The sequence below is a fragment of the Psychroserpens jangbogonensis genome (assembly GCF_000797465.1).
GTDB lineage: Bacteria > Bacteroidota > Bacteroidia > Flavobacteriales > Flavobacteriaceae > Psychroserpens > Psychroserpens jangbogonensis.
The window spans coordinates 302,011-326,462 of record NZ_JSWG01000006.1 but is presented as its reverse complement, the minus strand read 5'-3'; the positions used below and the strand labels follow the sequence as shown (position 1 = coordinate 326,462).

The following is a 24,452-nucleotide window of genomic DNA, read 5'->3' as shown; positions in this document are numbered from 1 at the left end:
GGCAGTTTTTTTTATAACACATTTTAGATTCACAAGCATCTATTTGTCCTGTTACCAAGAATGGTATTCTTACCTTTGCGAAAATTATTTTTTATGTCAAAGCGTTTTTCCGATTTAGGAATTAATGAACAGCTGCAAAAAGGCTTAGCTGATTTACAAATTTCTGTTCCTACAGATATTCAAGAGAAGACAATTCCAGTGGTATTGCATCAAAAAGAAGATGTGGTGGCTTTGGCAAAGACTGGAACTGGGAAAACTGCAGCATTTGGTCTTCCATTATTACAATTAATAGATTTAGATAACACCGAAATACAGGCAGTAATCTTAGCACCTACAAGAGAACTTGGGCAGCAAATTTATGCCAATTTAGTTTCGTTTTCTGCGCATTTGCCTTCAATATCTATTGCTTCGGTTTGTGGAGGGATTCCTATTAAACCTCAAATGGAACGTTTAAACGAAACAACGCATATTGTGGTTGCTACTCCTGGTCGTTTAGCCGATTTAGTAAAACGTCAGGCTGTAAATATTTCAAACATCTCTTATTTTATTTTAGATGAAGCAGATGAAATGGTAAGCGCTCTAAAAGAAGGATTAGATAGTATTATTAAAGACATTCCGAAATCTAGAAGAACATTATTGTTTACAGCTACAATGCCTGGAACGATTAAGCAATTGGTTCAAAATTACATGTCCAAGAATGTTGTTCATATAGAAGCAGACATGGCTACTATTGGACATCAAGGTATAGATCATCAATATGTTGTTGTTGAACCTATAGAGAAACTTGATGTGCTATTGCATTTCTTAAACTCTAAGCCTGGACAACGCGGTATTATTTTTTGTAAGACTAAAGCTGCGGTTAATAAACTAGCAAAGAACTTAGCCATCAATAAATTTTCATCAGGTGCTATTCATGGTAGTTTATCACAAGGCATTCGAGATCGTATAATGGGTCAATTTAGAGAAAGTCATTTAGATATATTAGTTGCTACAGATTTAGCGGCTAGAGGTCTTGATATTAAAGAGATTGCTTATGTAGTAAATTATCATTTGCCAGATACTTATGATGCGTATGTGCATAGAAGCGGACGAACTGCTAGAGCAGGAGCAAAAGGACTAGCTTTAACAATATTACAGCAAGAAGAAGTTGTTGATATTGCAGATTTTGAAGACGAATTAGGTATTGTTTTTAATGAATTCAAAAAAGCAGATACTCAAAGTATAGAAGACAATAAAACCTTATTATGGGCAAAAAAAATATTTAAGGCGAAACCGAATCGTGACGTTTCAGAAGATTTAAAAGCTGAAATAAAAACAATATTCCATCATTTAACGAAAGAAGAATTAGTCGATAAATTATTAGCCAATTATTTGGCTCAAACATCTACTTCCACTTCAAAAGCGGATAAATCCAAGACTACTAAAAAGAACTAATTATTATGGCAAATAATATCAAAGCACAACAAGAAATTCTTGAGAAATTAAATATTTATGCTTTAAATCCGATGCAAGAGCAAGCTTTGGCTGTTATTAAAGACAATACAAATACCATTCTGTTATCTCCTACAGGAACTGGTAAAACTGTGGCTTTTTTGCTACCATTATTAGATGTATTAGATCCAAAGTGTACAGAAGTACAAGCTGTAATTATAGTGCCTTCAAGAGAATTAGCTATTCAAATTGAAACGGTAATTAGAAATATGGGTTCTGGGTATAAAGCCAATGCTATTTATGGAGGTAGAGCAATATCGAAAGATAAAATAGATCTTAAACATACACCTGCTATTTTAATTGGTACACCTGGACGATTAGCTGATCATTTAGAGCAAGGTCGTTTTACTACAAAATTCATCAAAACTTTGGTTATTGATGAGTTTGATGTTTCAATTGAAGTTGGAGCAGGAGGCGAAATGAAAACAATAATGGGTTACTTAGCTAACCTTTCAAAACGCATTTTGACATCTGCAACGTATGGAACTGAGATTCCAAGTTATTTTAAAATGGGAATTGCTGAAACCTTAAATTTTTTAAAAGAAAGACCAAGCAGCCAACTTACGGTAAAAACGGTTTTGTCTCCTTCTAAAAACAAGCATAATACTGTTATAGATTTATTAAACCATTTGGGAAATGATCCCGGAATTATTTTTTGCAATCAAAAAGAACGCATTGAAGATTTAAGTCGCTTCTTGGACAAAAAGGGAATGGCACATACTTGTTTTTATGCTGGTATGGAGCAAAGAGATCGAGAACGTGCTTTGATCAAACTACGAAATGGAAGTGTATCTATTCTTATCGCAAGTGATTTAGCATCCAGAGGCATAGATATTCCTGAGATGAAATATATTATACATTACGAGATTCCATCTGCTTTGCAAGAGTACACGCATAGAAATGGAAGAACTGCAAGAGTAGATTCAAAAGGTACTGCTTATTTAATAAAAGGAGCTCAAGAGGAATTTCCTGAATTTGTAGGAAAACCGAAAGTTCAGATGCTTTCTAAAGGTGGAAACCGTAATCCGCAGTTTTGGACAACCTTATTCATTTCTGGTGGTCGAAAGGATAAAATTTCAAAAGGAGATATTGCTGGATTATTTTTTAAGCAAGGAGGTATTAATAAAGACCAGTTGGGTGTTATAGAATTAAAACAAGATTGTGCATTTGTAGCAGTTCCTGTCAGTATTGCAGACAATTTGGTAGCAAAACTCAATAATACACGACTAAAAAAGAAAAAAGTTAGGGTTACTATTATCTAATACGAATTCACACCAATGTACCATTCTGTAAGGAATCACAGCGAAATACCTAAAGGTCTGATTTATAATAAATTGAAAAAAAGTGAATTAATGCATTGTTTGTTAAAAAAATGGCACCATCTTTGCGATTCAATTAGTATTATAAATTAAATTACATTACAATGAGTAAAGGAACAGTAAAATTTTTCAATGATGCCAAAGGATTTGGTTTCATCACTGAAGAAGGCGTAGACAAAGATCACTTTGTACACATTTCAGGATTAGTAGACGAAATTCGCGAAGGCGACCAAGTTGAATTTGATCTTCAAGAAGGAAACAAAGGATTAAACGCAGTAAACGTAAAAGTTATCTAATACATATACTTCAAGTTTAATAAAAAGCCCATCAATTTTGATGGGCTTTTTTTATGCGCTGTATTTAGCAGAATTTAAAATGTAGTGAACTACCTGCAACTATCGTCTTTTAGGTTAATATTATTTAGATGTTTCCAAATAGGTTCGGTATATGCTTTTGGTGAAAACTTAAATACTATGATTGATTTCCCAGTGCTTTTACAAAGTTGCTGTCGACCCAAAATATTTAAGGTGATAATTTCACCTGTATGAAAGCCATCAAAAATTGTCATTCTACCTTTAAACTCTGTACTAGTTTCAGTTTTAATAGTATCAAATAACTCTAAACTTGGTTTTGGAAACTCTTTAGACCAATGGTTAGGTGTCATCAATCCATCATAATAACTTTCTAGATTAATTTGTAATTCGTCCATAGTAATTTCAGTAGGAGTAATTAGCTTCCAAGCCATAACCAGTGACCAAAAATCCTCATGCTTTGCGTTGGACCATTCTGGAGCAAATCGTAACTCTTCAAATCCATTGACAGTCATTTTTGGAGCCCAACCAATTGGGAATGTAATAATCTCTTTCACCCAAGTATCATCTACTTTTAATAAATCTATTAAATAATCAACTTCCAATTCTTTAAGCATTTCTTTAGCATTATTATTCTTCGGGTTGAGGTCTATTGATTTTTTATAGTTTTCAATAGCTTCCTCGTTTTTCCCTAAAGCTCTGAGTGCTTCGGCATAACTATCGTAAGGATTATCTCTATCTGGAAAGACTTCTGTACTTAGTTTAAAAACTTCTGCTGCATCTTTGGCATTTTCAGCATGTAAGAATTTGTATCCAGCAACATTGAGTTCTTGCTCACTTATATAATAATCTGGCGAGTCTTTATGTTCTTTATAAAACTGAATGCCTTTATCAATACCTTCATTTTCAATTGTTTCAATCATAAATTGTGCTAGAGGAATTAAAGGCAAATCATAAGGTTTGTCATATAATATTCCTGTAATAGCAGTAGTCATAGAAGTAAGGAAGGCATGACTTGTATTATTTAAGAGCATAATCGAAGAATTACTTGATGGAATTCTAGTAAACAATGCACGAAAACCATCAATAGAACCGCTATGACCAATAGTTTCAATGGTTTCTGAAGTATTACCAATAGGCTTATTTATAAATTCCCAGCCATAGCCATGAAAACCTCCATAACTGGGATCTTCAACATGTTTGGTAAGCATAACATCGAGATGTTTTTTTGGTAAGAGAGTGTCATCATACAAAGCCTGATCCAAAAGGAATAAATCTCCAACCGTTGAGTAAATATTTCCAACTCCAGGAATTGTAGACATATCTACATAATTGCAATTATAATAGCTTCCAAAGCTTTTAAAATAGCCTTTTGCTCTATTCTTAATAATTGGTCTGTGTTTGTCTGTACCAGTGTTTTTCATTCCAACAACATCTAAAATATTTTCTTGCAACATCGTTTCATAATTTTTCCCAGAAACTGTTTCTATAATATGGGCTAATACCATAAAACCCGAATTGCTATACGAAAATTTTTTACCTGGTTTAAATTCTAGCGGAAGACCTGAAAATTCACTTACCAATTGTTTTAGTTGTGCTCTGTCTGGAAATTGATTGATTTTTTTATCCGAATCATAATCTCGAACAGTTCCAGAGGTGTGAGTTAAGAGATGATGAATGGTAATTTGATCACCATTTTCTTTAGGATAGTCAGGTAAATAAGTTGAAATAGGTTCTTGTAAATCTAATGTGTTGTCTGCGACCATTTGCATAATCATAATGGCTGTAAATGGTTTGGTGACAGAGGCAAGGCGATATTTGGTATCTACAGTATTTGAAATATCCCATTCCATATTAGCTAATCCTAATCCGTTCTTGTAAATAACTTCACCTTTGTCGACTACCAGAACGGAACCATTAAACATTCCATAATCTGCATAAAGACTAACAATTTCGTCAATTTTGCTACTTTTGTCTTTAGAGGTATTATCAGTGTTATTATTTTGCCCACAGGACAACATAAAGATTGATAAAAAGGCTACAATAATATTTATAACAACTGACGAACTTCTTTTTGATTTTAGCATAAAGTATGATGTATGTTTAATTGATTCATGCTAAAAATAGTTGGATATAATCAAATATGAACAGCAATGCATGTCAAAAAAGTGTAAAAAGTGTGTGAAATCGAAGATTCACAGTTTGTAAACATTGAGTGTGTGTTTGTTTAAGCCAATTGAAACTATCGCAAATTTTCTTTTATTATTATATATTGCGAATAGAATTAATATAGGTTAACTGAATTTATGCAGAATGAAAGTTTAGGAAGTAAAGTAAGAGATTCTAGAAAGAAATTAGGGTTATCGCAAGAAGCTTTGGCAGAAAAGTCAAATGTTTCCTTAAGCACCATTCAACGTATAGAAAAAGGAACTGTAAAACCTAGAGGATTTACTATCAATATTTTGGCTGAAACTTTAGAATTAGATGCTTCAGAATTGTTATCCAAATTTGAAGAAAAGGACACTCCTATATCTTATTTTTCTGCATTGAAACGTATGAATCTTTTCACATTGTTATTGGTTTTTATACCATTTATTAATCTTTGTATACCCTTTATTTTTTGGAAGACAAATAAAGAAATCCACCCAAAAGATAATATAGCAGGAAAGATGTTAAGTTTTCAATTACTATGGAGTCTTTTTACCGTTATTGGTATGTTAATTTCGCTTTTAGTAACAAACCTTATTGTTGGAAAAGCAGGTTTAGGGCTTTATACATCAAACACAGTGTATTTACTGGCTGTTGTATTTAATATTTTTATGATAGCTAAAACATCTTCTCAACTTAGTAAAGAAAATAAAAATTCGCTTTCATTTGTTCCAAACTTATTCTAATATTTAAATTCATTTGTATTCAGAACCTTATGTCTGTAAATCACTGATGTACAGCTGTGTCATTTCAAATGACATATAAATGAAGTAAGAATGCTACACGTCTTGCACTACAAAAGTTAATCCTTCACTTTAAATTTGTTGTTTCAATCAAAAATCATTTAATAAATTAAGAACATGAAGAAACGTATTTTAAGAGTTTGTTTAATTATTGTATTAGCCTTAACAATTTGGGCAGCATTTATTGCTTTTAAACCAGAGCCAAAAACCATTGGAGATTTAATTGAGAGCTATGAAGATCCAGGGATGAAGATTAAAATCAGAAGTCCATTTAGTGGTACTGTATTAGTTGCTAAAAAAGGAGAAGTCATTTTTAAAGAAGCCTATGGAGAAAAGGATAGATTAACGAATGCTCCAAATGCTATAGACACTAAATTCGGTATAGGTTCAGTTACTAAACAATTTACGGCTATGTTAATCATGCAATTAGTAGAAGAAAAGGCAATGAAGCTGGAAGATACTATAGGTAAATATCTGCCGTATTTACCTAAAGACAAAGCAAGTCATATTACTATTCATCAACTATTATCTCACACTTCAGGCTTACCACATTATAATGGATTGCAATCTACAGGTGTTAGTTTGAAAGATTTTGGTAACACAAGTTATTCCTCAAAGGAATTAGCAGAAGTAATAGGTAGAACCAATTTAGTTAGCAAACCAGGAACTGAATTTACATATAGTAGTTTTGGTTATGATTTATTGGGTGTTATTTTAGAAGAAATTTCGGGAGATTCATTTGCTGATTTATTAGATAAAAAGATTGTAAAACCTTTAAATTTAACGAATACAGGTTTTGGAACTAATGAATATATTTCGAAGGAATTGGCAAAAGGATATAGTTACCGAGAAGTTTATGGTTGGGATTGGTGGAATTCAGAACATGGCGGAAAAACTGTAGAAGCACCATTTAGAGATCAATCTACAGCCTATACTGCAGGAGGTATGCATTCAACAGTTCTAGATTTATTTATTTGGAGTGAAGCTGTAAAGTCTTATAAATTACTTTCCCAAGAATTTACTGAAATAATGTTAACTCCAAATAAAAATGGACATTGCTATGGTTGGGTGAGAAATTGGGATGATGTGGTAGAAAAAAATATAAATGTTAGGCTCTATGGACATGGAGGTGCTTTAGCTGGTAACAGCGCATTTATTGCACTTTATGATGATGAAACCACGATTATTTATTTGTCTAATAGAAGTAATTTAAAGGCCGAAGAAATTTTGCATCAAATACATTTACGAGCCAATAATTTAAAAAACGAATATAAGTTAAAAGGGTACCCAAATAGAAGTTCTTATGCCAAGTTTATTGAAGCAGGAGGTATGGTTTCATTACAAGATTACTTTAATAGACTTTCAGAATATAGCGGTTATAAAGTAAACCCATCAAACAGTACAATGATGGGTGTTATGAGAATTCATTTGGAAGCAGAAAAAATAGAAATTGCCGATAGTTTAAAAACAGTCTTTTTTAAAACTTATGGTCCAGATGAAGGAACACTTAATCAGTTTGGGTATGATTTTTTATATTCTGATAATCCTGAATATGCTTTAGAATTCTTTAAAGAAAACACATTGAAGTTTCCTAATTCTTCAAATGCTTGGGATAGTCTTGGAGAAGCATATGTCGTATATAAAGATTATGAAAAAGCACTTGCTTGTTATAAAAAAGCAGTAATTCTAGGTGAGAAAGTAGAACATAGCTCATTAAAATCATATAAAGAAAACCTTAAAAACGTTCAAGACAAACTTAACATGTAAATACTATTAAACTATAAAAAAGAGGACATTAGGAGTCATAATGCATACACAGTAATTATTAGGTATTATATAACTTATTAACATTGCTTTTGTAGGTTTGACCAATAGGAATTTTATGTTCGTTTATTAAAATACGATTACCTTCAATGAACTTAATTTTATCTATGGCAACAATAAATGATTTATGAACTCTTAAAAAATCAGCGCTAGCTAAAATAGACTCATAGTGAGATATCTTTTCATGACTTACAATCATTTCATCCTTTAAAAATAGTTTGGTGTAATTGCCATAAGCTTCAATATATAGCAAGTCGCTCAAATCAATTTGATGATGTTTTTTATCACCTTTAATAAAAAAACGAGTAGAATTATCTGCTGAACCCGAAACGTCTTTAATTATTGTTTTTGTTGTCTGTGATTCTGAAACCTTATTAACAGCTTTCACCAAGCGATCAAAACTAAAAGGCTTTAATATATAGTCAACAACATTAAGTTCAAAACCTTCTAAAGCATGCTCTTTATAGGCAGTAGTAATAATCGCTTTTGGAGGTTTTGATAATGTTTTTAAAAAATCTAATCCGGTTAACTTCGGCATATTAATATCTAAAAACATAAAATCGACAGTGTTTTCATTTAGAAACTGCATGGCTTCAATAGCATTGTAACAATTTTTCTCTAAATGTAAATGCGGTAACATACTACAAAATTCTTCAATAATTTCGTGTGCTAAAGGCTCATCATCAATAATTATGTATTTAAGCATGTTTAGAAATCTTTAAAGTTGTTTTGTATTCATGTTCCTTTTTGTCAACAATAAACTCATGTTTTTGATTATACAATAAAGATAATCTTCTTTTAAGATTTTGTAAACCTATTCCATTAGATTTATTTATCTCTTGAGCATCAAAATTATTTTCTATTTCAAAATAGATGAAGTCTTTATCTTCAAATAAATTGATATGAATATACGCATGTTCTGCAAGTGATTCAATTCCATGTTTAAAGGCATTTTCTAAAAGAATGATAAAAAGCAAAGGAGCAATAGGTAAACTCGTATCTATATCGTGCTTAAAAGTAATTTCTACAGACTTTTTATATCGAATTTTATGAAGTTCTATATAGTTTTTTAAATAGTCAATTTCATCTTTAAGCTGTACCGATTCTTTTTCTCCTTCATAAATTGTGTAACGCATCATATCAGATAATTTCAAAATCACATCTGGTGCTTGTTTTGAATTTGTAACGGTCAAAGCATACAGATTATTTAATGTGTTAAAGAAAAAATGCGGATTTATTTGTGTTCTTAATAAAGAGAGTTCTGCTTTTGATTTTTCTGCTTTTAAGTTTTGAATCCATTTCCATTGCTCAAAAATCCAAACTATAAATAAAACAGGAATTGGTAAAAAGAAGATGTAAAAAGGGAAGTCACTTTTAATTTTTAAATAAGCTTCTAAATCACCCGAAAACAGCCTTAAATAAAGGAAGTATAGTAAAAGTGGCACATAAATTAAGACAATTAATTTCCAATACTTTTTTATAAAAGAGGGAATTAATATATAGATAAAACCCATCCAGAATGCCATTAAAAGTATAAAGGTTATTGGATTGTCTGGCAATTCCATCATCGAATCAATCACTAAAGCAATAACGAAGAGTGCGATTAAACCAATGATATTAAATACGGTTTTCTTTTTTCTTTTTAAGTAGTTGAAATTATGAATAGGTAAAGCAATGACCCAGCCCCAAAATAATGTATAAACAATAATTTCTAAGGATTGGTCCTCAGGGATCAATATAAAACCAATATAATCTAACAAATAGAATATTGGCATAATAATTAAAAACCCAAATAAAAAAGCTTTGTATTTCTTCAAAAAGTTAATCATAGCCCAAAAATAAACATGTTAAGCTGTGATTACAAGAAAATGGATAGACACTACAATAATTAGCATGAACACGTCTTTTTTATTGACGAACGCAATTGATGCTATTTTTCACTACGAATGACTTTAGAAACCTGCCTTATGTCATATTAATTAGAACGCCCTTGTGCTTCACTTTATGTTTGCTTCAAATTAATCAGTAATACCATAAATCATGAGAATACTAAACAACACAGAAATTAGAATGAAGCTAAAAGCATCTAACACTTGCAAGTGGAATTCAAAAAGACGTTTTAAATAATTAATCACATCAATCAAAAATCAAACAGATGAATACATTACTAATCAATAATCTAACCAAGACGTATCCAAATGGCGTAAAAGCATTAGATAATATCAATTTGAAAATCACGAATGGAATGTTTGGATTGTTAGGTTCTAATGGCGCAGGAAAATCATCACTAATGCGCACAATAGCTTCCTTACAAGAACCCTCTTCAGGAAGTGTTTCTTTTAACAATATAGATGTTGTTACACAGCCACATGAGATTAGAAAGCAATTGGGTTATTTACCTCAAGAGTTTGGTGTGTATCCAAAAATATCTGCGGAAAAATTATTGAATCATATGGCCATTTTAAAAGGCATTATCAATAAAAAAGAACGTAAAGAGCAAGTAACAGCATTGTTGCAACAAGTCAATTTGTATCAACATAGAAAGAAAGCTGTTTATACATTTTCTGGCGGAATGCGACAACGTTTTGGAATTGCGCAAGCCTTGTTAGCAAATCCTCAATTAATCATTGTAGATGAACCTACAGCTGGTTTAGATCCGGAAGAGAGCAATCGCTTTTTGAATTTATTAAGTGAAATAGGTGAAAATGTAATTGTAATTCTATCGACACATATTGTAGAAGATGTACGAAACTTATGTCCTAGGATGGCTATTCTATCACATGGAGAAATTATATCTGAAGGAAATCCAACAGAATTAGTAGCAACAATAGAAGGGAAGGTTTGGACAAAAATTATCTCTAAAACAAATATAGATAGTTTTAAAAAAGCTTTTAATGTCATCTCTACACAGCTTGTTTCAGGAAAAACTCAAATAAAGGTCTTGTCAGAAACCAGACCAGAAGCTGGATTTGATTTGATCACACCAAATTTGGAAGACTATTACTTCGCAACATTGTTTAATCAATCAACAAAAACAGCCTAAGTCATGTTTAAAAAGTTAATTCAATTCGAAGTTTTTTACCAACTCAAACAAAGAGCACTGCCAATTTTCGCTATCTTATTTTTAGCATTAGGAGTGTTTGTTGGTCGACAAGGTTTTGCTCCTAAAGGCATTAATTTCAATGCTGTATATCAAGTGTATTTTCATACAAGTCTTTTTACCTTAGGAAGTGTGTTTATAGTTATGTTTTTTGCAATTAGCGCGATGCTTAGGGACAAACAATATAATATGGAGAACCTAATTTATAGTTCTTCAATTAAAAAGAGTCAATTTTTTTGGAGTCGCTTTTTTGGAACATTTATTTTTAGTGTTTTAGCATTTTCTCCATTTCTTATTGGATATATATTCGGAAATTATTTTTCAGGCTTAGATCCAGAAAGGATCGCAGATTTTCAATTATCAACATACTTGCAACCCTTTTTCTATATCGTAATACCAAACATATTTGTCTGTTCTACAATTATATTTTCTGTTAGTACGCTAACAAAAAATAGTACTGCAACTTACGTGAGCGCTGTATTTGTTTACATGTTATATTTTGTGAGTTCTATCTTTTTAAATTCGCCATTAATGGCTCAAGCAGTTCCAGCTTCATCAGAGAGTATGGCTATTGCAGCACTTGCAGATCCATTTGGAATTGCAGCATTTTTTGAACAGACTCAATATTGGACTCCTTTCCAAAAGAATACTCAGCTCCTTTCTTTTTCTGGATTGTTTCTCATGAATAGACTTATTTGGATCGTTGTTTCTGTTGGATTCTTGTTAATAACCTATAAATTGTTTTCATTCAGATCGATTACTAAAAAAATAAAAAAACAACCCAAAGCTAAAATAGACAAGCAACAATTATTGGTTTATAAACCAATTCAAGCATTACATAATTTTAAAGCTCAAAGTCAGGCTTACTTAGCATTATTAAAAATAGAATTAAACAGCGTCTTTAGAAGTTTGCCTTTTATTGCAGTATTAATAATGTGGCTCTTTATTGCGTTCTCAGAATTGTATTCAACAGTAATAAGTGGTGGAGAATATGGCGTGAGCGTGTATCCTTTTACAAATCAATTAATAGCCTTATTTGTTGATCCTTTAACCATTTTTAGTTTAATACTTATTACTTTTTATAGTTCAGACATAGTATGGAAAGAACGAAGTTTCAACTTTAATAGCATAATTGATGCAACTCCTGTTAAAAACTGGGTGTTCTTTTTGTCAAAATTCAGTGCATTGTTACTGTTACCAATGCTATTAATTGCGACAGGTATATTAATGAGCATCTTATTTCAGGTGAGTTTAGGCTATTCAAACTTCGAGTTCGGTTTATATGCGTCGCTATTTTACTATTACGGAATTCAATTAGCGGTGTTTTGTATGATTGCCTTATTTATAAATAGTTTGGTGAAACATAAATACTTGGGAATGGGAATTTTCGGATTGATCGTTATTCTAAGTTTAAAATCAGATATGTTAGGCCTTGAACATCCTTTAACGAGTATTGGTTTTATTCCAAGATTGAGTTATAATAATATGGATGGATTTAATGGTGCTTCCAGCTTATATGATCATTTAGCATTGTATTGGTTGGCATTAGGATTGCTATTAGTTTTTGTGTCTTTTAAAATATGGAATAGAGGAATAGTCGCATCATTATTTGTGAAATTAAAGCAACTAAAGTTTGGTTGGACTACATTTCAGAAACTAGCATTCGCCAGTTTTGTAATGCTATTTCTTGGTGCTGGAAGCCTTGTTTTTTATAATGTAAACATCGTTTCTGAGTATGAAACGGTAAATGACCGATTAGATTTTAGTGAAAATTATGAACGAAAATTTAAGACGTATGAAAGCTTGGAAAGACTAGTTCGTATCTCAATAAAAACAGAAGTTGCAATCTTTCCAAAAGAGAGAAGTTATACGGTAAAAGCTGATTATGTGCTGAAAAACAAAAGTGAAGAACCTTTAGCAGAATTATTTATAACAGAACGAATTCCATTAGAAAATATCTCTTTAGAAAACGCGCGTTTAATTAGTCATGATACTTATTATGAAACATATTTATTTCAGTTTGACACGCCTTTGCAACCGAATGATTCGGTAAAACTTAGTTATAAATTAAAAAAAGAGCTAAAAGGCTATAAAGAAGACAATTCAATTGTAAACAATGGTACATATATTAATCGTTTTGGAAATTTCGAACCTGTTTTAGGATATAGTTCGGGTTTAGAAATCACTAGCAGAATTGAACGTCAAAAAAGGAATTTACCTGTACGTATTGAAGAGAATAATTCAGATACGCATATCATATTGGAAGATATTAAATTTGAAAAAACAAGGTTTGAAACCATTGTTTCTACAGATAGTAATCAAACAGCAATTAGCTCTGGTACCTTGATTAAAGAATGGACTGAAAAAGGAAGAAATTATTATCACTATAAATCAAAAGATAAAATTATGCCAGCAGTCGGTTATTTTTCTGCGAATTATGATTCTAAAAAGATTAATTATAAAGGCGTTTCAATTGAGCAATATTATGACGCAAATCATAATTTTAATATTGAGGACATTGAAAATAGCATAAAGCAAACTTTAGACTATTGTCAGGACAATTTTGGAACTTATGCTTTTGATCATGTAAGAATTGCAGAAGTCCCATCGCATTGGCCTTTTGGAGGCTTTGCACATCCAGGAGTTATAAGTATGGTAGAAGATCGATTGTATTTAGCAGATGTTAGTAAGGAAGAAACATTCAATTTAGTAGCAAAACGAACCATTCATGAAGTAGCACATCAATATTGGGGACATACCTTATCTGCAAAACCAGTTGCAGGAGGCCCTCTATTTGTTGAAGGACTTGCAAAATATACGGAAGCCGTAATTATGGAGAAAATGTTTGGAAAAAGAGCGATATATCAATTGAGTGATACCGCAAGGAGAAGATATTTTTCTGGACGTTCTTTTGCCAGCGATATAGAACCTCCTATTTATAAAGTATTTAGCGAAAGTTATATTATGTATGGGAAAGCGTATACAGTCATGTTGGCTTTAAGAGATTTAATAGGTGAGCAGCAAGTAAACAATGTATTGAAAACGATAACAGACAGACATCGTGATACAAATAAGTTGGAAGCAACTTCTATCGAGTTTTTAGAAGAGATTTATAAAGTAACACCAGAAGAATATCATATTCTAATTGATGATTGGTTTAAAAAGGTAATCACTTATGATTTAGGAATTGAAGACAGCTCTTATAAAGTGTTACCAAACGGAACTTACGAAGTGACTGTAAATGTAAAGGCGAAACGTTTTGAAACATTAGATAGTGGAGAAACTGAACAAATTTCAATTGATGAACCTATTAAAATTGGAGTCTTTACATCACATCCTTCAACTTTGAAAGATGATAGTTCGATTCTATATTATAAATCAAATCATATCAATAAAGAAACTACTGAGATAACGTTTATAGTGGACAAAGAACCAGTTTATATAGCTATAGATCCATTTGGGACACGATCTGATGAAAACTATACAGATAATCTAATAAACTTGTAGAGAACTTAAACGGTTAAATAAATGGTAAAACAAATGCAATTGCATGAAGATGGAGTTGCAAGGTTTTACATCTGAGCTTATCACTGAATTTCAACAACTTTAACCTGAATTAAACAATCTTGATGAATAAAATAGTACTACTCGTTACCGCATTAATTATTAGTTATAATGCTATTGGACAAAAAAACGAACTTAATAATTGCTTAAGCAATGTTGAATTAGAACCAAGCTTTATTGCTTTCACTACGCATAAAAATAGTGAACTTGGTGAATGGTATAAAAACACTTTTGGACTGGAAATTGTTAAAGAATTTACTTTTCCAGACAGAAGTGCAACAGGAGTTTTAATGAGAAAAAAAGAATTTGTAGTTGAAATTTTCTATAGAAATGATGCACTTAAAACAAGTGATTTTAAACCAGATTCTAACGCTGAACAGTGGAGTGGTTTTATGAAGTTCGGATTTTATACTAATGCCAATCTTATTGATTTAAAGACCTGTTTAGAAAATGAAAATATAAATGCTGGTAGAATATTTAGAGATGAAAATCTTGACGTTGATTTATTACAAGTAATAGATCCAGAAGGAAATACACTTGAAATTATTAGCAGGCATAAAAATTAGAGCAACGTATTAATTAAACTACTTAGATACAAGTTGTTACGATTTATAGTTCAAAATATTTCAAAGATAATTCTAAACTCTTTAATAAATATATTTTGGTAATTAGAAAAAAATATTATCTTTGTAGCCGACTGGTCTAATATGAGAGTAATGAAGACAAAAACGATAGATAACATTTTAGAAATAGGGACAGACTTAATTCTTAAAAACGGATACAACAATGTTGGTCTAAATAAGATATTAGAGACGGCAAATATTCCTAAAGGATCATTCTATTACTATTTTAAAAGTAAAGAGGATTTTGGAATTCAGGTTATAAAGTTTTATTCTGAAAATTCAATTGCTTTTTTAAATAGTTATTTAACTGATAGATCAAAACATCCTAAGGATAGAATTATTTCGTTTTTTGTGGATATGCAAAATTTATATGTTACTAAAGATTTTAAGGAAGGATGTCTATTGGGTAATTGTAGTCTTGAGTTATCAGATATGTCTGAAGCATTTAGTAGCTCGGTTGCAAACGAATTAAGTAAATGGCAAGATTGTTTTGAAATATGTATTCAAGAAGGGCAGGATCAAGGTAATATTAAGCAGGATGAATCGGCAAAGGTTATGAGCGATTTCATTTTGACAACATGGGAAGGTTCCTTACTGCGAATGAAATCTTCAAAAAATATTGATTCCATTAAAATATTTATTAATTTTTTAAAGAAATACATTCTATAATTTTTTTATTCATCTAATAGTAGACTGGTCTAATAATTTAAATCTAAACTAAAACAAAAACATGAACACATTAGAAAACAAAACAGTAGTAATTATTGGTGGGAGCCAAGGAATTGGATTAGAAACAGCCAAAGAAGCTATTGAAAAAGGAGCAAATGTCACTATAGCTAGTCGTTCTCTGGAGAAACTAGAAAAAGCTAAAAATTATCTTGATGGTAATGTTTCTATTTACCAATTAGATGGAACTAAAGAAGCCGAAGTGAAATCCTTTTTTGATACCTTTGAGAAAGTAGATCATTTGGTAATTTCATCTTCTGGAGGTTATGGCGGTTCTATAAAAGAACTAGATATAGAAGCAGCCAAAGCATTATTTGATTCAAAGCTTTGGGTGCAAATGAATGCCGTCAAGCATGCAAGTCCTAAAATGGGTAAAGGAGATTCCATAACTTTATTTTCGGGTATAGTAAGTAGAAAGGCAATAGCTGGACAAATGCCATATACAGGAGTTGGTGGAGCAGTTGAGTCTTTAGGTAAAATGTTAGCATTAGAATTGGCGCCAACAAGAGTTAATGTGATTACTCCAGGTTTTATTCATACAACTGCTTGGGATGCTTATATGCCAGATGAACAGCAAAAAGAATTTTTTAATGGTTTTGCGGAAACTTTGCCAGTTAAACAAATTGGTGTTGCAAAGGATGTTACAAAAGGCGTAATTTTCTTTATGGAAAGTGAATATGTTACAGGAGCCGTTCTTGATATCGATGGAGGTCAAAAATTAGTATAATTAACTAGGGCAGAAGTTCGGCTTCTGCCCATATATAAAATATTAAAACAATGAAAATTAGTAATTCAAGAGTATTAATTACAGGAGGAAGTTCTGGAATTGGAAAAGAAACGGCAAAGCAATTTATAGCAGAAGGTGCTAAAGTGGTGATTACTGGTAGAGATGCAAATAAGTTGCAAAAAGTTGCTAATGAAATTGGAGCAATTCCATTACCATTTGATATTAGCGATTTAAAATCTATTCCAGAGAAAGCAAAAGAAGCTATGTCTCTTTTAGAAGGAACTATAGATGTGTTAATTAATAATGCTGGAATTGGTGTATTTCCATTATTAGGAGAAATCACAGAAGAGGATTTAAAAACTGTATATAATACTAATGTTTTTGGGTTGGCTTTGATTACACAAGAATTAATTCCATTTTTTAAAGCCCAACAATCTGGTAACATTATCAATATTGGTTCAACGGCTAGTCTAAAAGGTTTTGCACGAGGTTCTGTATATGCAGCTTCAAAATTTGCAGTAAGAGGAATGACTCAATCCTGGCAAGCAGAATTACGAAAGGATAATATTAGGGTGTCTTTAATTAATCCTAGTGAAGTAACAACAGCCTTTGCAGATGCTAATAGAGAAGAACGAAACGAAGAATCTAATAAATTGGGTGCTGAAGATATTGCTCAAGCAATTCTTTCAGTGGTAAATATGCGTGATAAAGGTTTTGTACCTGAAGTTACAGTTTGGGCAACAAATCCTTTTTAAATGAATCTATTAGAGAAATTACAAGAGTTAGGATTAGTATTACCAAGTGTATCTAATCCTGGAGGTAACTATGTTTCAGTTAATATAAGAGGAAACATTGCGTATGTTGCAATTCAGTTTCCTATTGAAAATGGTACTTATTTATTTCAAGGCAGACTAGGAAATCAAATTACAACCATAGAAGGCTACAATGCGATGAGATTATGTGCTTTAAATGTATTGGCACAAATAGATCAAAAAATAGGTTTTGATAATATTATTGGGCTCAATCATATAGATGCTTATTTCCAATCGGATAAGAATTGGGATGAGTCTCCTGAAGTTGTTAATGGCGCTTCTGATTTATTTGTTAATATTTTAGGAGAGAAAGGAACGCACTCAAGAGCAATTTTTGGTGTTGACGCTTTACCTAGAGATTTTAGCGTAGGTCTTACAACTAGCTTTACAATTAAAGAATAAAACAAATGAAAAATATACTGATAATAAATGCGCATCAAAAGTGGGATGGCATGTCTGAAGGAAAATTAAATGAGCGATTTCAAAATGAGATTACAACTTTTTTTAAGGATAAAGACTTTGTCGTTAGAACTACTAAAATAGAAGATGGTTATGATATAAATGATGAAGTGAACAAACATGATTGGGCAGATTTAATAATCACACAAACTCCAGTGTTTTGGTTTAATACTCCATGGATTCATAAAAAATATATTGATGAAGTTTTTACTTCTGCACTGCAACAAAAAAAAATAGTATTAACCGATGGACGCTTAATAGAAGATCGTACCAAACAGTATGGTACAGGTGGTATTTCTCAAGGAAAAAAATATATGATGTCAACAACTTGGAATGCTCCTGAAGAGGCTTTTGATAATTCAGCACAAGTATTATTTCAAGGTAAATCGGCAGACGAGGCTCTAATTAATTTATCTGTGAATTATAAATTTTGTGGTTTTGAAATTTTAGCTGGATTTCATTCTTATAATGTCATTAAAGAACCACAGATTGAAAAGGATATCGTAAGACTAACAAATCGACTCAATGAATTAACTAGATATTAAATGACTAATTATAATGTTTATACGATGGAAATTAGATGCACTTTTTCCAATCATATGAGTCTAAAAATATATAATAGAACTAGGCGGTAACAAAATATATTAGTAATCGTCTAGTTTATTTAATCATTAGTTAAAACAAATAATGAAACAAGTTATTCTTAAATTTCAATTCATAGCAGTATTAATATTTTGCTTTTTTCAAGGTCAATCTCAATCTAAAGACACTATAGTTGACGTTGGTCAGTACAAACTTCATTTTAATATTATTCAAGGAACTGGTACACCAATTCTTTTTGAATCGGGAAGTGGTAATGATGGGACTGTTTGGAAAGATATCATTCAACCTATTGCAGACATTACTGGTGCAACAATTATCACATATGATAGAGCTGGATTAGGAAAGAGCACCATTAAAGATGGTAAAACAGATTTTAAGGATAATCAGATTTTAGATAATGTCAAGGCCTTAGAGAGAGGGCTTAAACAATTGGGATACGATGAAGACCTTATTTTAGTAGCGCACTCTTTAGGAGGGTTTTATACAACGTTATTTGCATCTAGAAATGAGAAAAAAGTAAAAGGTGTAGTATTTGTTGATGCGTCATTAGCGTCTTATTATTCTGAAGAATTTGTTAATAAGCTAAAAGGAGTCCTTTCAGAAGAATTTCTAAACAAACTAAAAGCAGAGAAAATAGGGTTGTACAATGAAATCATGAATATTGAAAGTTCAATTGAATTACTTCGTAAAACGAATTTCCCTTCTTCTGTCCCTGTTATTGATTTGGTGGCGAGTAATCCGTATAACCCATTCAAAAATGAAGATGATAAAAACAGATGGATTGATGGTCATCAAGATTTTGTAAAGTATCATCAAAATAGAACATTAATGATGATAAATAATGCAAATCATTATGCCTTTAAAGACAATCCTAATTTTATTATATATCAAATTATAAGGGTTTATGCGACTAGTGTAGAAGCGACAAAAACAAAAAGTATGCTATTGAGAACATTAGATTTTTCAAGTTACAATAGTAACTCAAAAAACGACTAATTATTAGGACTCTGGCAGAAAACATCTATTTTTTAAAACATGAATTAACCCAATGAAGAAGAGTCAGTCTAAAATATATGAATATGCGCATATAGATGCCTTTACAAATGAATTATTCCATGGAAATCCAGCTATTGTTGTAAAACTGGAGCATTGGCCTGATGATGAAGTCTTGCTTAATATAGCTAAAAAAAATGCAGTGGATGCTACAGCTTTTTTTATAATAAATACTAACGATATTCATTTAAGATGGTTTACACCAGATTTGGAACTAGACCTTTGTGGTCATGCCACATTGGCAACTTCACATGCCCTAAAAGAAATATTCGGATATACTAAAAGCAAAATAAAATTTAAAACAATAAGTGGGAACCTATTTGTTTCGATAAAAGATGACATGTATTCGATGGACTTCCCTGAAAGAATGCCTGTGCCAGTAGAACTTCCTGAATTTATTAGTAAAGCAGTAAATAAGCAGCCTCTCGAAGTTCTTAAATCTAGAGATTATATATTAGTTTATGATAGTGAAACTGATGTTCGAGAGATTAAAATAGATAAAAAAATATTCGATACTACAAATATTGATCCTGGTGGTGTAGTTATTACAGCAAAAGGGAATAATTCAGATTTTGTATCACGTTTTTTTATTCCGCAAGCTACCATATTTGAAGATCCAGTTACTGGATCAGCACATGCTTCTTTAATTCCGTATTGGAGTAAAGTATTGCATAAAAAAGAAATGGTTGCCAAACAGATATCCCAACGAGGAGGAGAGTTATTTTGTACAAATTTGGGAGATCGAGTACTCATCGCAGGAAGAGCTAAAACATATTCTACAGGAACACTGAACCTATAATTAAAACAAAACATTCATAATTATTTTTGTAATAATAGTGTACTAGTAAAATAATAGGGTCAGTTAAATATTATATATGGTTGGTTATTTTGTTAGCTTTACGCTAATCATTTAATTATAGTTATCTATGGATATTAATGTGTTGAAAATATTGTTTTCCATATTAGGGTTTCAATTCATATTTGTATCACTTTTTTTACTTCAGAATAAAAAGGGAAAATCTTTAAGCAATACACTTCTGGCAATTATTTTTCTTATGATTTTCATAGTTGTAATTGCACTATACTTTACTGTATTCAGAGTTGAAATTAAGATGCCGCAATTACTTTTTATTGATGATACCTTTATGTTCGCTTATGGACCTTTACTATATCTCTTTACGCAATCTGTAGTGTTTAAAAACTATAAATTACAAAAGAAAAGCTGGGTTCATTTTATTCCATTTTTAATTTCCATTTGTGCAGTTTTAGGACTCATTTTGTTTGCCGATACAGCTTCGGTTTCCGAGACCACCAATCAAATGAATAACCAGCAAATCCCTATATATTTTAGGATTGGAGAGTTATTGATAATCAGTCATATTTTTTATTATTTATTCAAATCGAAACTAGAAATAAAAAAGGTTATTGGTAAAGCAAAAGATTTGTATTCCGCCTTTAATCAAGATAATTTTAAACTTCTAAAGTTCATTCTCAACTGTTTTATTATTCTGTTTTCAATATCATTAATTCACTCGATATTACCTTTTGTAGGCTATAAAAATGGCTTATTGGTAACGCTGTTATTAATGGCTTTATTTATGTTTTATTTTATCAATTCTATATTGCTGAAATTATTAAACCAACCTTCTAATGAAAGTGGCGCCATCACACTAATTGATTTCGAGGAAAAGAAAAAATATGCAGGTTCTTACTTATCGCAAACTGATCTCAAAGCATATATGAATACCTTGGAAAATCATATGACTTCAAATGAACGTTTCTTGGATAGTGAATTAAGTATTTCTGATTTGTCTACAGAATTAAATATGCCTTCTAAAATTGTATCGCAAGTTATTAATGAAGGTTATAATTGTAATTTTTTTGATTTTGTAAATAAATATAGAGTAGAAGCAGCCAAATCAATATTTGCCAAGCAAACGGATGAAAAATTGACCATTCAAGGAATCATGTACGATTCTGGATTTAATTCTAAGTCCTCATTTAATACGGCTTTTAAAAAATTCACCAAACTCACACCAACACAATTTAAAAACTCCATAGAAAAGGGTTCGACTTCCTGATTTCGGACTGTTCTCATAGCTATATGATATAGTATTGCATTGTAAATCAATCAAATATTATAGTTATGTCATTAGAAAATCAATTCAAAAAAGAACCAACAAACTCCCTTTTCAAAAGGGTTAGACACTTACTAAAGCAAAATAAATTGGCAAAAATCATAGAAATACTAGCCGTGTTTCTAGTGGCTTTTTTATTTATTATGGCCTTCCAATCAGACGACGCTTCAGATCTGGTATATAATCAAGCAATTGTATGGTTTGCTAATATAATTATGCTCACAATTGTTTTTGCAGGTATCAAACTAAGAGGAGAAGGTTTAGAACATTTCGGATTTACATTCAAAAAAATCACTTGGAAAATCGGACTAAAAACCACGTTGCAATCCATTCTTGTTTTCATTTTAGCACTGGTTGGATTTATTATTGGTTCTATCATTATGGCAAATATTACTGACATTCCCAAGTCTTCAGATATGAGTGGCTATGAGTATATTAAAGATAATATTGGCATGCTAATGCTCACACTTTTTGGTGTGTATATCGTAGCTTCCTTTGGCGAAGAAGTCATTTATAGAGCCTTTTTAATAAACCGTATTTCCGAATTAGGAATCACAAGTAAAACAGGAAGAGTTATAGTAGTGATCATTAGTGCTGTAGTTTTTGGTTTAGCACATTATAGTTGGGGAATTATGGGTATTGTTCAAACTAGTTTTATGGGATTGGCATTAGGATGTTCTTACGTATATCTTAAGAAACGAATTTGGGTCTTAATCTTAGCACATGCCTATATGGATACTATTTTAATGGTTCAATTGTATTTAAGATAAAATATTATTAATCCATCAATTTCACCAATTCTAGAGAACAGTATAGTTATCTTAGCCGAAATTATTTTTTATATCAAACACGTACGCGATATAACGCTTATAGAAATATGCCTGATTCTCAAGATAAACCAGACACTACTAAAATAATCACTTCCGAAGACATCGATAAATGCATTTCGGTATTAGAACAATTAGTTTCAGATACCAATCAAATTTTCGATTTACCAGAAGCGCAACGTGTAGCTGTTTTTAAAGCTGCTGGAGCATTAACTCGACCCAATCGTGATGAGTTTCAGCGTCGTAGAAAAGACGCGAAGAAAGCTGCAAAGCGTAAAATGATTGCTAGAGATAAGCACGCCAGAAAAACAACAGGCATTCGTTCTGCTCGTGAGGCTGCATTATTTGTAGCTCCAAAATTATTGGGTGAAGCGTCAATTCCTAAAGACACTTTAGAATTAGAATCACCGAGAAATTGCTATGTCTGTAAAACAGTATATACCAAACTGCATCATTTTTATGATACCATGTGTACCGACTGTGGCGATTTAAATTATGCAAAACGTTTTCAAACTACAGATTTAAAAGGTCAGGTGGCTGTAATAACAGGCTCTAGATTAAAAATCGGGTATCATATTACATTAATGTTATTGCGTTCTGGTGCTACTGTTGTAGCAACCACACGTTTTCCTGCAGATTCTGCAATCCGATTTTCTAAAGAAGAAGATTATAACGATTGGAATGACCGTTTACATATTCACGGATTAGATTTACGACACATCCCAAGTGTAGAAATTTTCTGCAATTATATAGAACAAAAATACGACCGGTTAGATATTCTAATCAACAATGCAGCACAAACAGTAAGACGACCTTCAGGCTTTTATTTTCATTTGATGGCTAATGAAAAATTACCCATCAACCAATTGCCAAAATTGGCACAAACTTTATTGAAAGACCACGAAAGCTGTTTAGAAGAATTATCAAGCTTAAGTGTTGGTCCTTCAAAAACAAGTAAAAACAATGTGTTGCCAGTCACATGGCATGGACCAGAACCAGGAATTGGCTTGCGTAATTCAGCAGAGTTATCACAAATTCCATATAGTTTTGACAATTCATTACAAGCAGCAGAAGTCTTTCCAGAAGGCGAATTAGATGCCGATTTACAACAAGTAGATTTACGAAAAACCAATAGCTGGCGTTTAAAACTAGGAGAAATTGAAACGACCGAAATGGTAGAAGTACAGTTGGTCAATGCTGTAGCGCCTTTTGTATTGTGTAATCGTTTGTCGAATGTCATGATGAAAGAAAACACAGGCAAAAAACACATCATTAATGTTACAGCAATGGAAGGGAAGTTCCATAGATTTAAAAAAGAAGATCGACATCCACATACCAATATGGCTAAAGCAGCCTTAAATATGTTGACACATACATCTGCATCTACGTTTGCAAAGTCTGGTATTTATATGAATGCGGTAGATACAGGTTGGGTTACAGATGAAGATCCTGCAGCTTTATCTAAAAAGAAAGTTGCCGTTCATGACTTTCAGCCACCATTAGATATTGTAGATGGTGCAGCACGAGTAATGGATCCTTTAATTGACGGGATAAATACAGGTAAACATTGGTGTGGTAAGTTCTTGAAAGATTATTTTCCTATCGATTGGTAGTGTATATTCTTTTTTGGCACTATCTTTGAACACTAGTTATTAATTATTAAATATAATATTATTATGAGTAAAGGAACAGTAAAATTTTTCAATGATGCCAAAGGATTTGGTTTTATCACAGAAGAAGGAGTTGACAAAGATCACTTTGTACACATTTCAGGATTAGTTGACGAGATTCGCGAAGGCGACCAAGTTGAATTTGACCTTGAAGAAGGAAACAAAGGATTAAATGCAGTAAACGTAAAAGTTATCTAAATATATACTTCAAGTTTTTTAAAAGCCCATCAGTTATGATGGGCTTTTTTCGTTTT

22 protein-coding genes are annotated in these 24,452 nt (G+C 31.6%); 19 read left to right on the top strand and 3 right to left on the bottom strand.

The window, feature by feature from the left end; translation table 11 throughout:
• Positions 1-93 precede the first annotated feature (93 nt).
• The 3 genes from RH81_RS04900 to RH81_RS04890 all read left to right on the top strand — a co-directional run bounded on the left by RH81_RS04900 (position 94) and on the right by RH81_RS04890 (position 3,106).
• The gene (locus RH81_RS04900; RefSeq protein WP_033958495.1) at positions 94-1,434 is read left to right on the top strand and encodes a DEAD/DEAH box helicase; all 1,341 of its coding nucleotides are present in this window, start codon (positions 94-96) and stop codon (positions 1,432-1,434) included.
• A gap of 5 nt (positions 1,435-1,439) precedes the next feature.
• Entirely contained in the window at positions 1,440-2,753 is a 1,314-nt protein-coding gene (locus RH81_RS04895) for a DEAD/DEAH box helicase (RefSeq protein WP_033958493.1), read from the top strand.
• 161 nt (positions 2,754-2,914) lie between these two features.
• On the top strand, positions 2,915-3,106 hold the full coding sequence (locus RH81_RS04890; RefSeq protein ID WP_033958492.1) for a cold-shock protein: 192 nt from the start codon (positions 2,915-2,917) through the stop codon (positions 3,104-3,106).
• A gap of 89 nt (positions 3,107-3,195) precedes the next feature.
• Here RH81_RS04890 and RH81_RS04885 read toward each other — a convergent pair whose 3' ends face one another.
• Positions 3,196-5,208 carry a serine hydrolase gene (locus RH81_RS04885; protein WP_052172418.1) on the bottom strand — a complete coding sequence of 671 codons (2,013 nt, stop codon included), beginning with the start codon at positions 5,206-5,208 and terminating at the stop codon, positions 3,196-3,198.
• 219 nt (positions 5,209-5,427) lie between these two features.
• On the opposite strand from RH81_RS04885, the gene RH81_RS16365 reads away from it, so the two are divergent.
• Both RH81_RS16365 and RH81_RS04875 read left to right on the top strand, forming a co-directional pair.
• Positions 5,428-6,015, top strand: coding sequence for a helix-turn-helix domain-containing protein (locus RH81_RS16365; protein WP_052172417.1), 588 nt, complete (start codon positions 5,428-5,430; stop codon positions 6,013-6,015).
• Between the two features lie 174 nt (positions 6,016-6,189).
• Positions 6,190-7,839, top strand: coding sequence for a serine hydrolase (locus tag RH81_RS04875; protein ID WP_033958490.1), 1,650 nt, complete (start codon positions 6,190-6,192; stop codon positions 7,837-7,839).
• Between the two features lie 58 nt (positions 7,840-7,897).
• On the opposite strand, the gene RH81_RS04870 is transcribed toward RH81_RS04875, so the two are convergent.
• Together RH81_RS04870 and RH81_RS04865 are read right to left on the bottom strand one after the other, a co-directional pair.
• A complete protein-coding gene (locus RH81_RS04870) occupies positions 7,898-8,602 on the bottom strand; it encodes a LytR/AlgR family response regulator transcription factor (RefSeq protein WP_033958487.1) in 705 nt (234 codons plus the stop codon).
• Complete coding sequence (locus RH81_RS04865; RefSeq protein WP_241478955.1) at positions 8,595-9,713, bottom strand: sensor histidine kinase; 1,119 nt, start codon at positions 9,711-9,713, stop codon at positions 8,595-8,597. Before RH81_RS04865 ends, RH81_RS04870 begins: the two co-directional genes overlap by 8 nt.
• A gap of 338 nt (positions 9,714-10,051) precedes the next feature.
• Between RH81_RS04865 and RH81_RS04860 the strand changes: the two genes are divergently transcribed.
• The 14 genes from RH81_RS04860 (at position 10,052) to RH81_RS04795 (ending at position 24,396) form a co-directional block, all read left to right on the top strand.
• Positions 10,052-10,939, top strand: a complete 888-nt coding sequence (locus RH81_RS04860; protein ID WP_033958485.1) for an ABC transporter ATP-binding protein — start codon at positions 10,052-10,054, stop codon at positions 10,937-10,939.
• A gap of 3 nt (positions 10,940-10,942) precedes the next feature.
• Positions 10,943-14,503: an ABC transporter permease/M1 family aminopeptidase gene (locus RH81_RS04855; RefSeq protein ID WP_033958484.1), complete on the top strand. Its 3,561-nt coding sequence runs from the start codon at positions 10,943-10,945 to the stop codon at positions 14,501-14,503.
• Between the two features lie 122 nt (positions 14,504-14,625).
• A complete protein-coding gene (locus RH81_RS04850) occupies positions 14,626-15,126 on the top strand; it encodes a VOC family protein (protein WP_033958482.1) in 501 nt (166 codons plus the stop codon).
• 150 nt (positions 15,127-15,276) lie between these two features.
• Positions 15,277-15,852, top strand: coding sequence for a TetR/AcrR family transcriptional regulator (locus RH81_RS04845; protein WP_161791972.1), 576 nt, complete (start codon positions 15,277-15,279; stop codon positions 15,850-15,852).
• A gap of 61 nt (positions 15,853-15,913) precedes the next feature.
• Complete coding sequence (locus RH81_RS04840; protein WP_033958477.1) at positions 15,914-16,636, top strand: SDR family oxidoreductase; 723 nt, start codon at positions 15,914-15,916, stop codon at positions 16,634-16,636.
• Between the two features lie 50 nt (positions 16,637-16,686).
• Complete coding sequence (locus tag RH81_RS04835) at positions 16,687-17,391, top strand: SDR family oxidoreductase (protein WP_033958475.1); 705 nt, start codon at positions 16,687-16,689, stop codon at positions 17,389-17,391.
• The gene (locus RH81_RS04830; RefSeq protein ID WP_033958474.1) at positions 17,392-17,850 is read left to right on the top strand and encodes a RidA family protein; all 459 of its coding nucleotides are present in this window, start codon (positions 17,392-17,394) and stop codon (positions 17,848-17,850) included.
• A gap of 5 nt (positions 17,851-17,855) precedes the next feature.
• Positions 17,856-18,452 carry an NAD(P)H-dependent oxidoreductase gene (locus RH81_RS04825; RefSeq protein ID WP_033958473.1) on the top strand — a complete coding sequence of 199 codons (597 nt, stop codon included), beginning with the start codon at positions 17,856-17,858 and terminating at the stop codon, positions 18,450-18,452.
• 142 nt (positions 18,453-18,594) lie between these two features.
• Entirely contained in the window at positions 18,595-19,506 is a 912-nt protein-coding gene (locus RH81_RS04820) for an alpha/beta fold hydrolase (RefSeq protein ID WP_033958472.1), read from the top strand.
• Positions 19,507-19,558: 52 nt separating this feature from the next.
• Positions 19,559-20,362 (top strand): PhzF family phenazine biosynthesis protein, encoded by an 804-nt coding sequence (locus RH81_RS04815; protein WP_052172416.1) that lies wholly within the window; start codon positions 19,559-19,561, stop codon positions 20,360-20,362.
• Positions 20,363-20,618: 256 nt separating this feature from the next.
• Positions 20,619-21,644: a helix-turn-helix domain-containing protein gene (locus RH81_RS04810; RefSeq protein WP_161791971.1), complete on the top strand. Its 1,026-nt coding sequence runs from the start codon at positions 20,619-20,621 to the stop codon at positions 21,642-21,644.
• A gap of 65 nt (positions 21,645-21,709) precedes the next feature.
• Positions 21,710-22,471, top strand: coding sequence for a CPBP family intramembrane glutamic endopeptidase (locus tag RH81_RS04805; protein ID WP_033958469.1), 762 nt, complete (start codon positions 21,710-21,712; stop codon positions 22,469-22,471).
• Between the two features lie 107 nt (positions 22,472-22,578).
• Positions 22,579-24,141 carry an SDR family NAD(P)-dependent oxidoreductase gene (locus RH81_RS04800; RefSeq protein WP_033958466.1) on the top strand — a complete coding sequence of 521 codons (1,563 nt, stop codon included), beginning with the start codon at positions 22,579-22,581 and terminating at the stop codon, positions 24,139-24,141.
• 63 nt (positions 24,142-24,204) lie between these two features.
• Entirely contained in the window at positions 24,205-24,396 is a 192-nt protein-coding gene (locus RH81_RS04795) for a cold-shock protein (RefSeq protein ID WP_033958465.1), read from the top strand.
• The last annotated feature ends 56 nt before the right edge of the window (positions 24,397-24,452 follow it).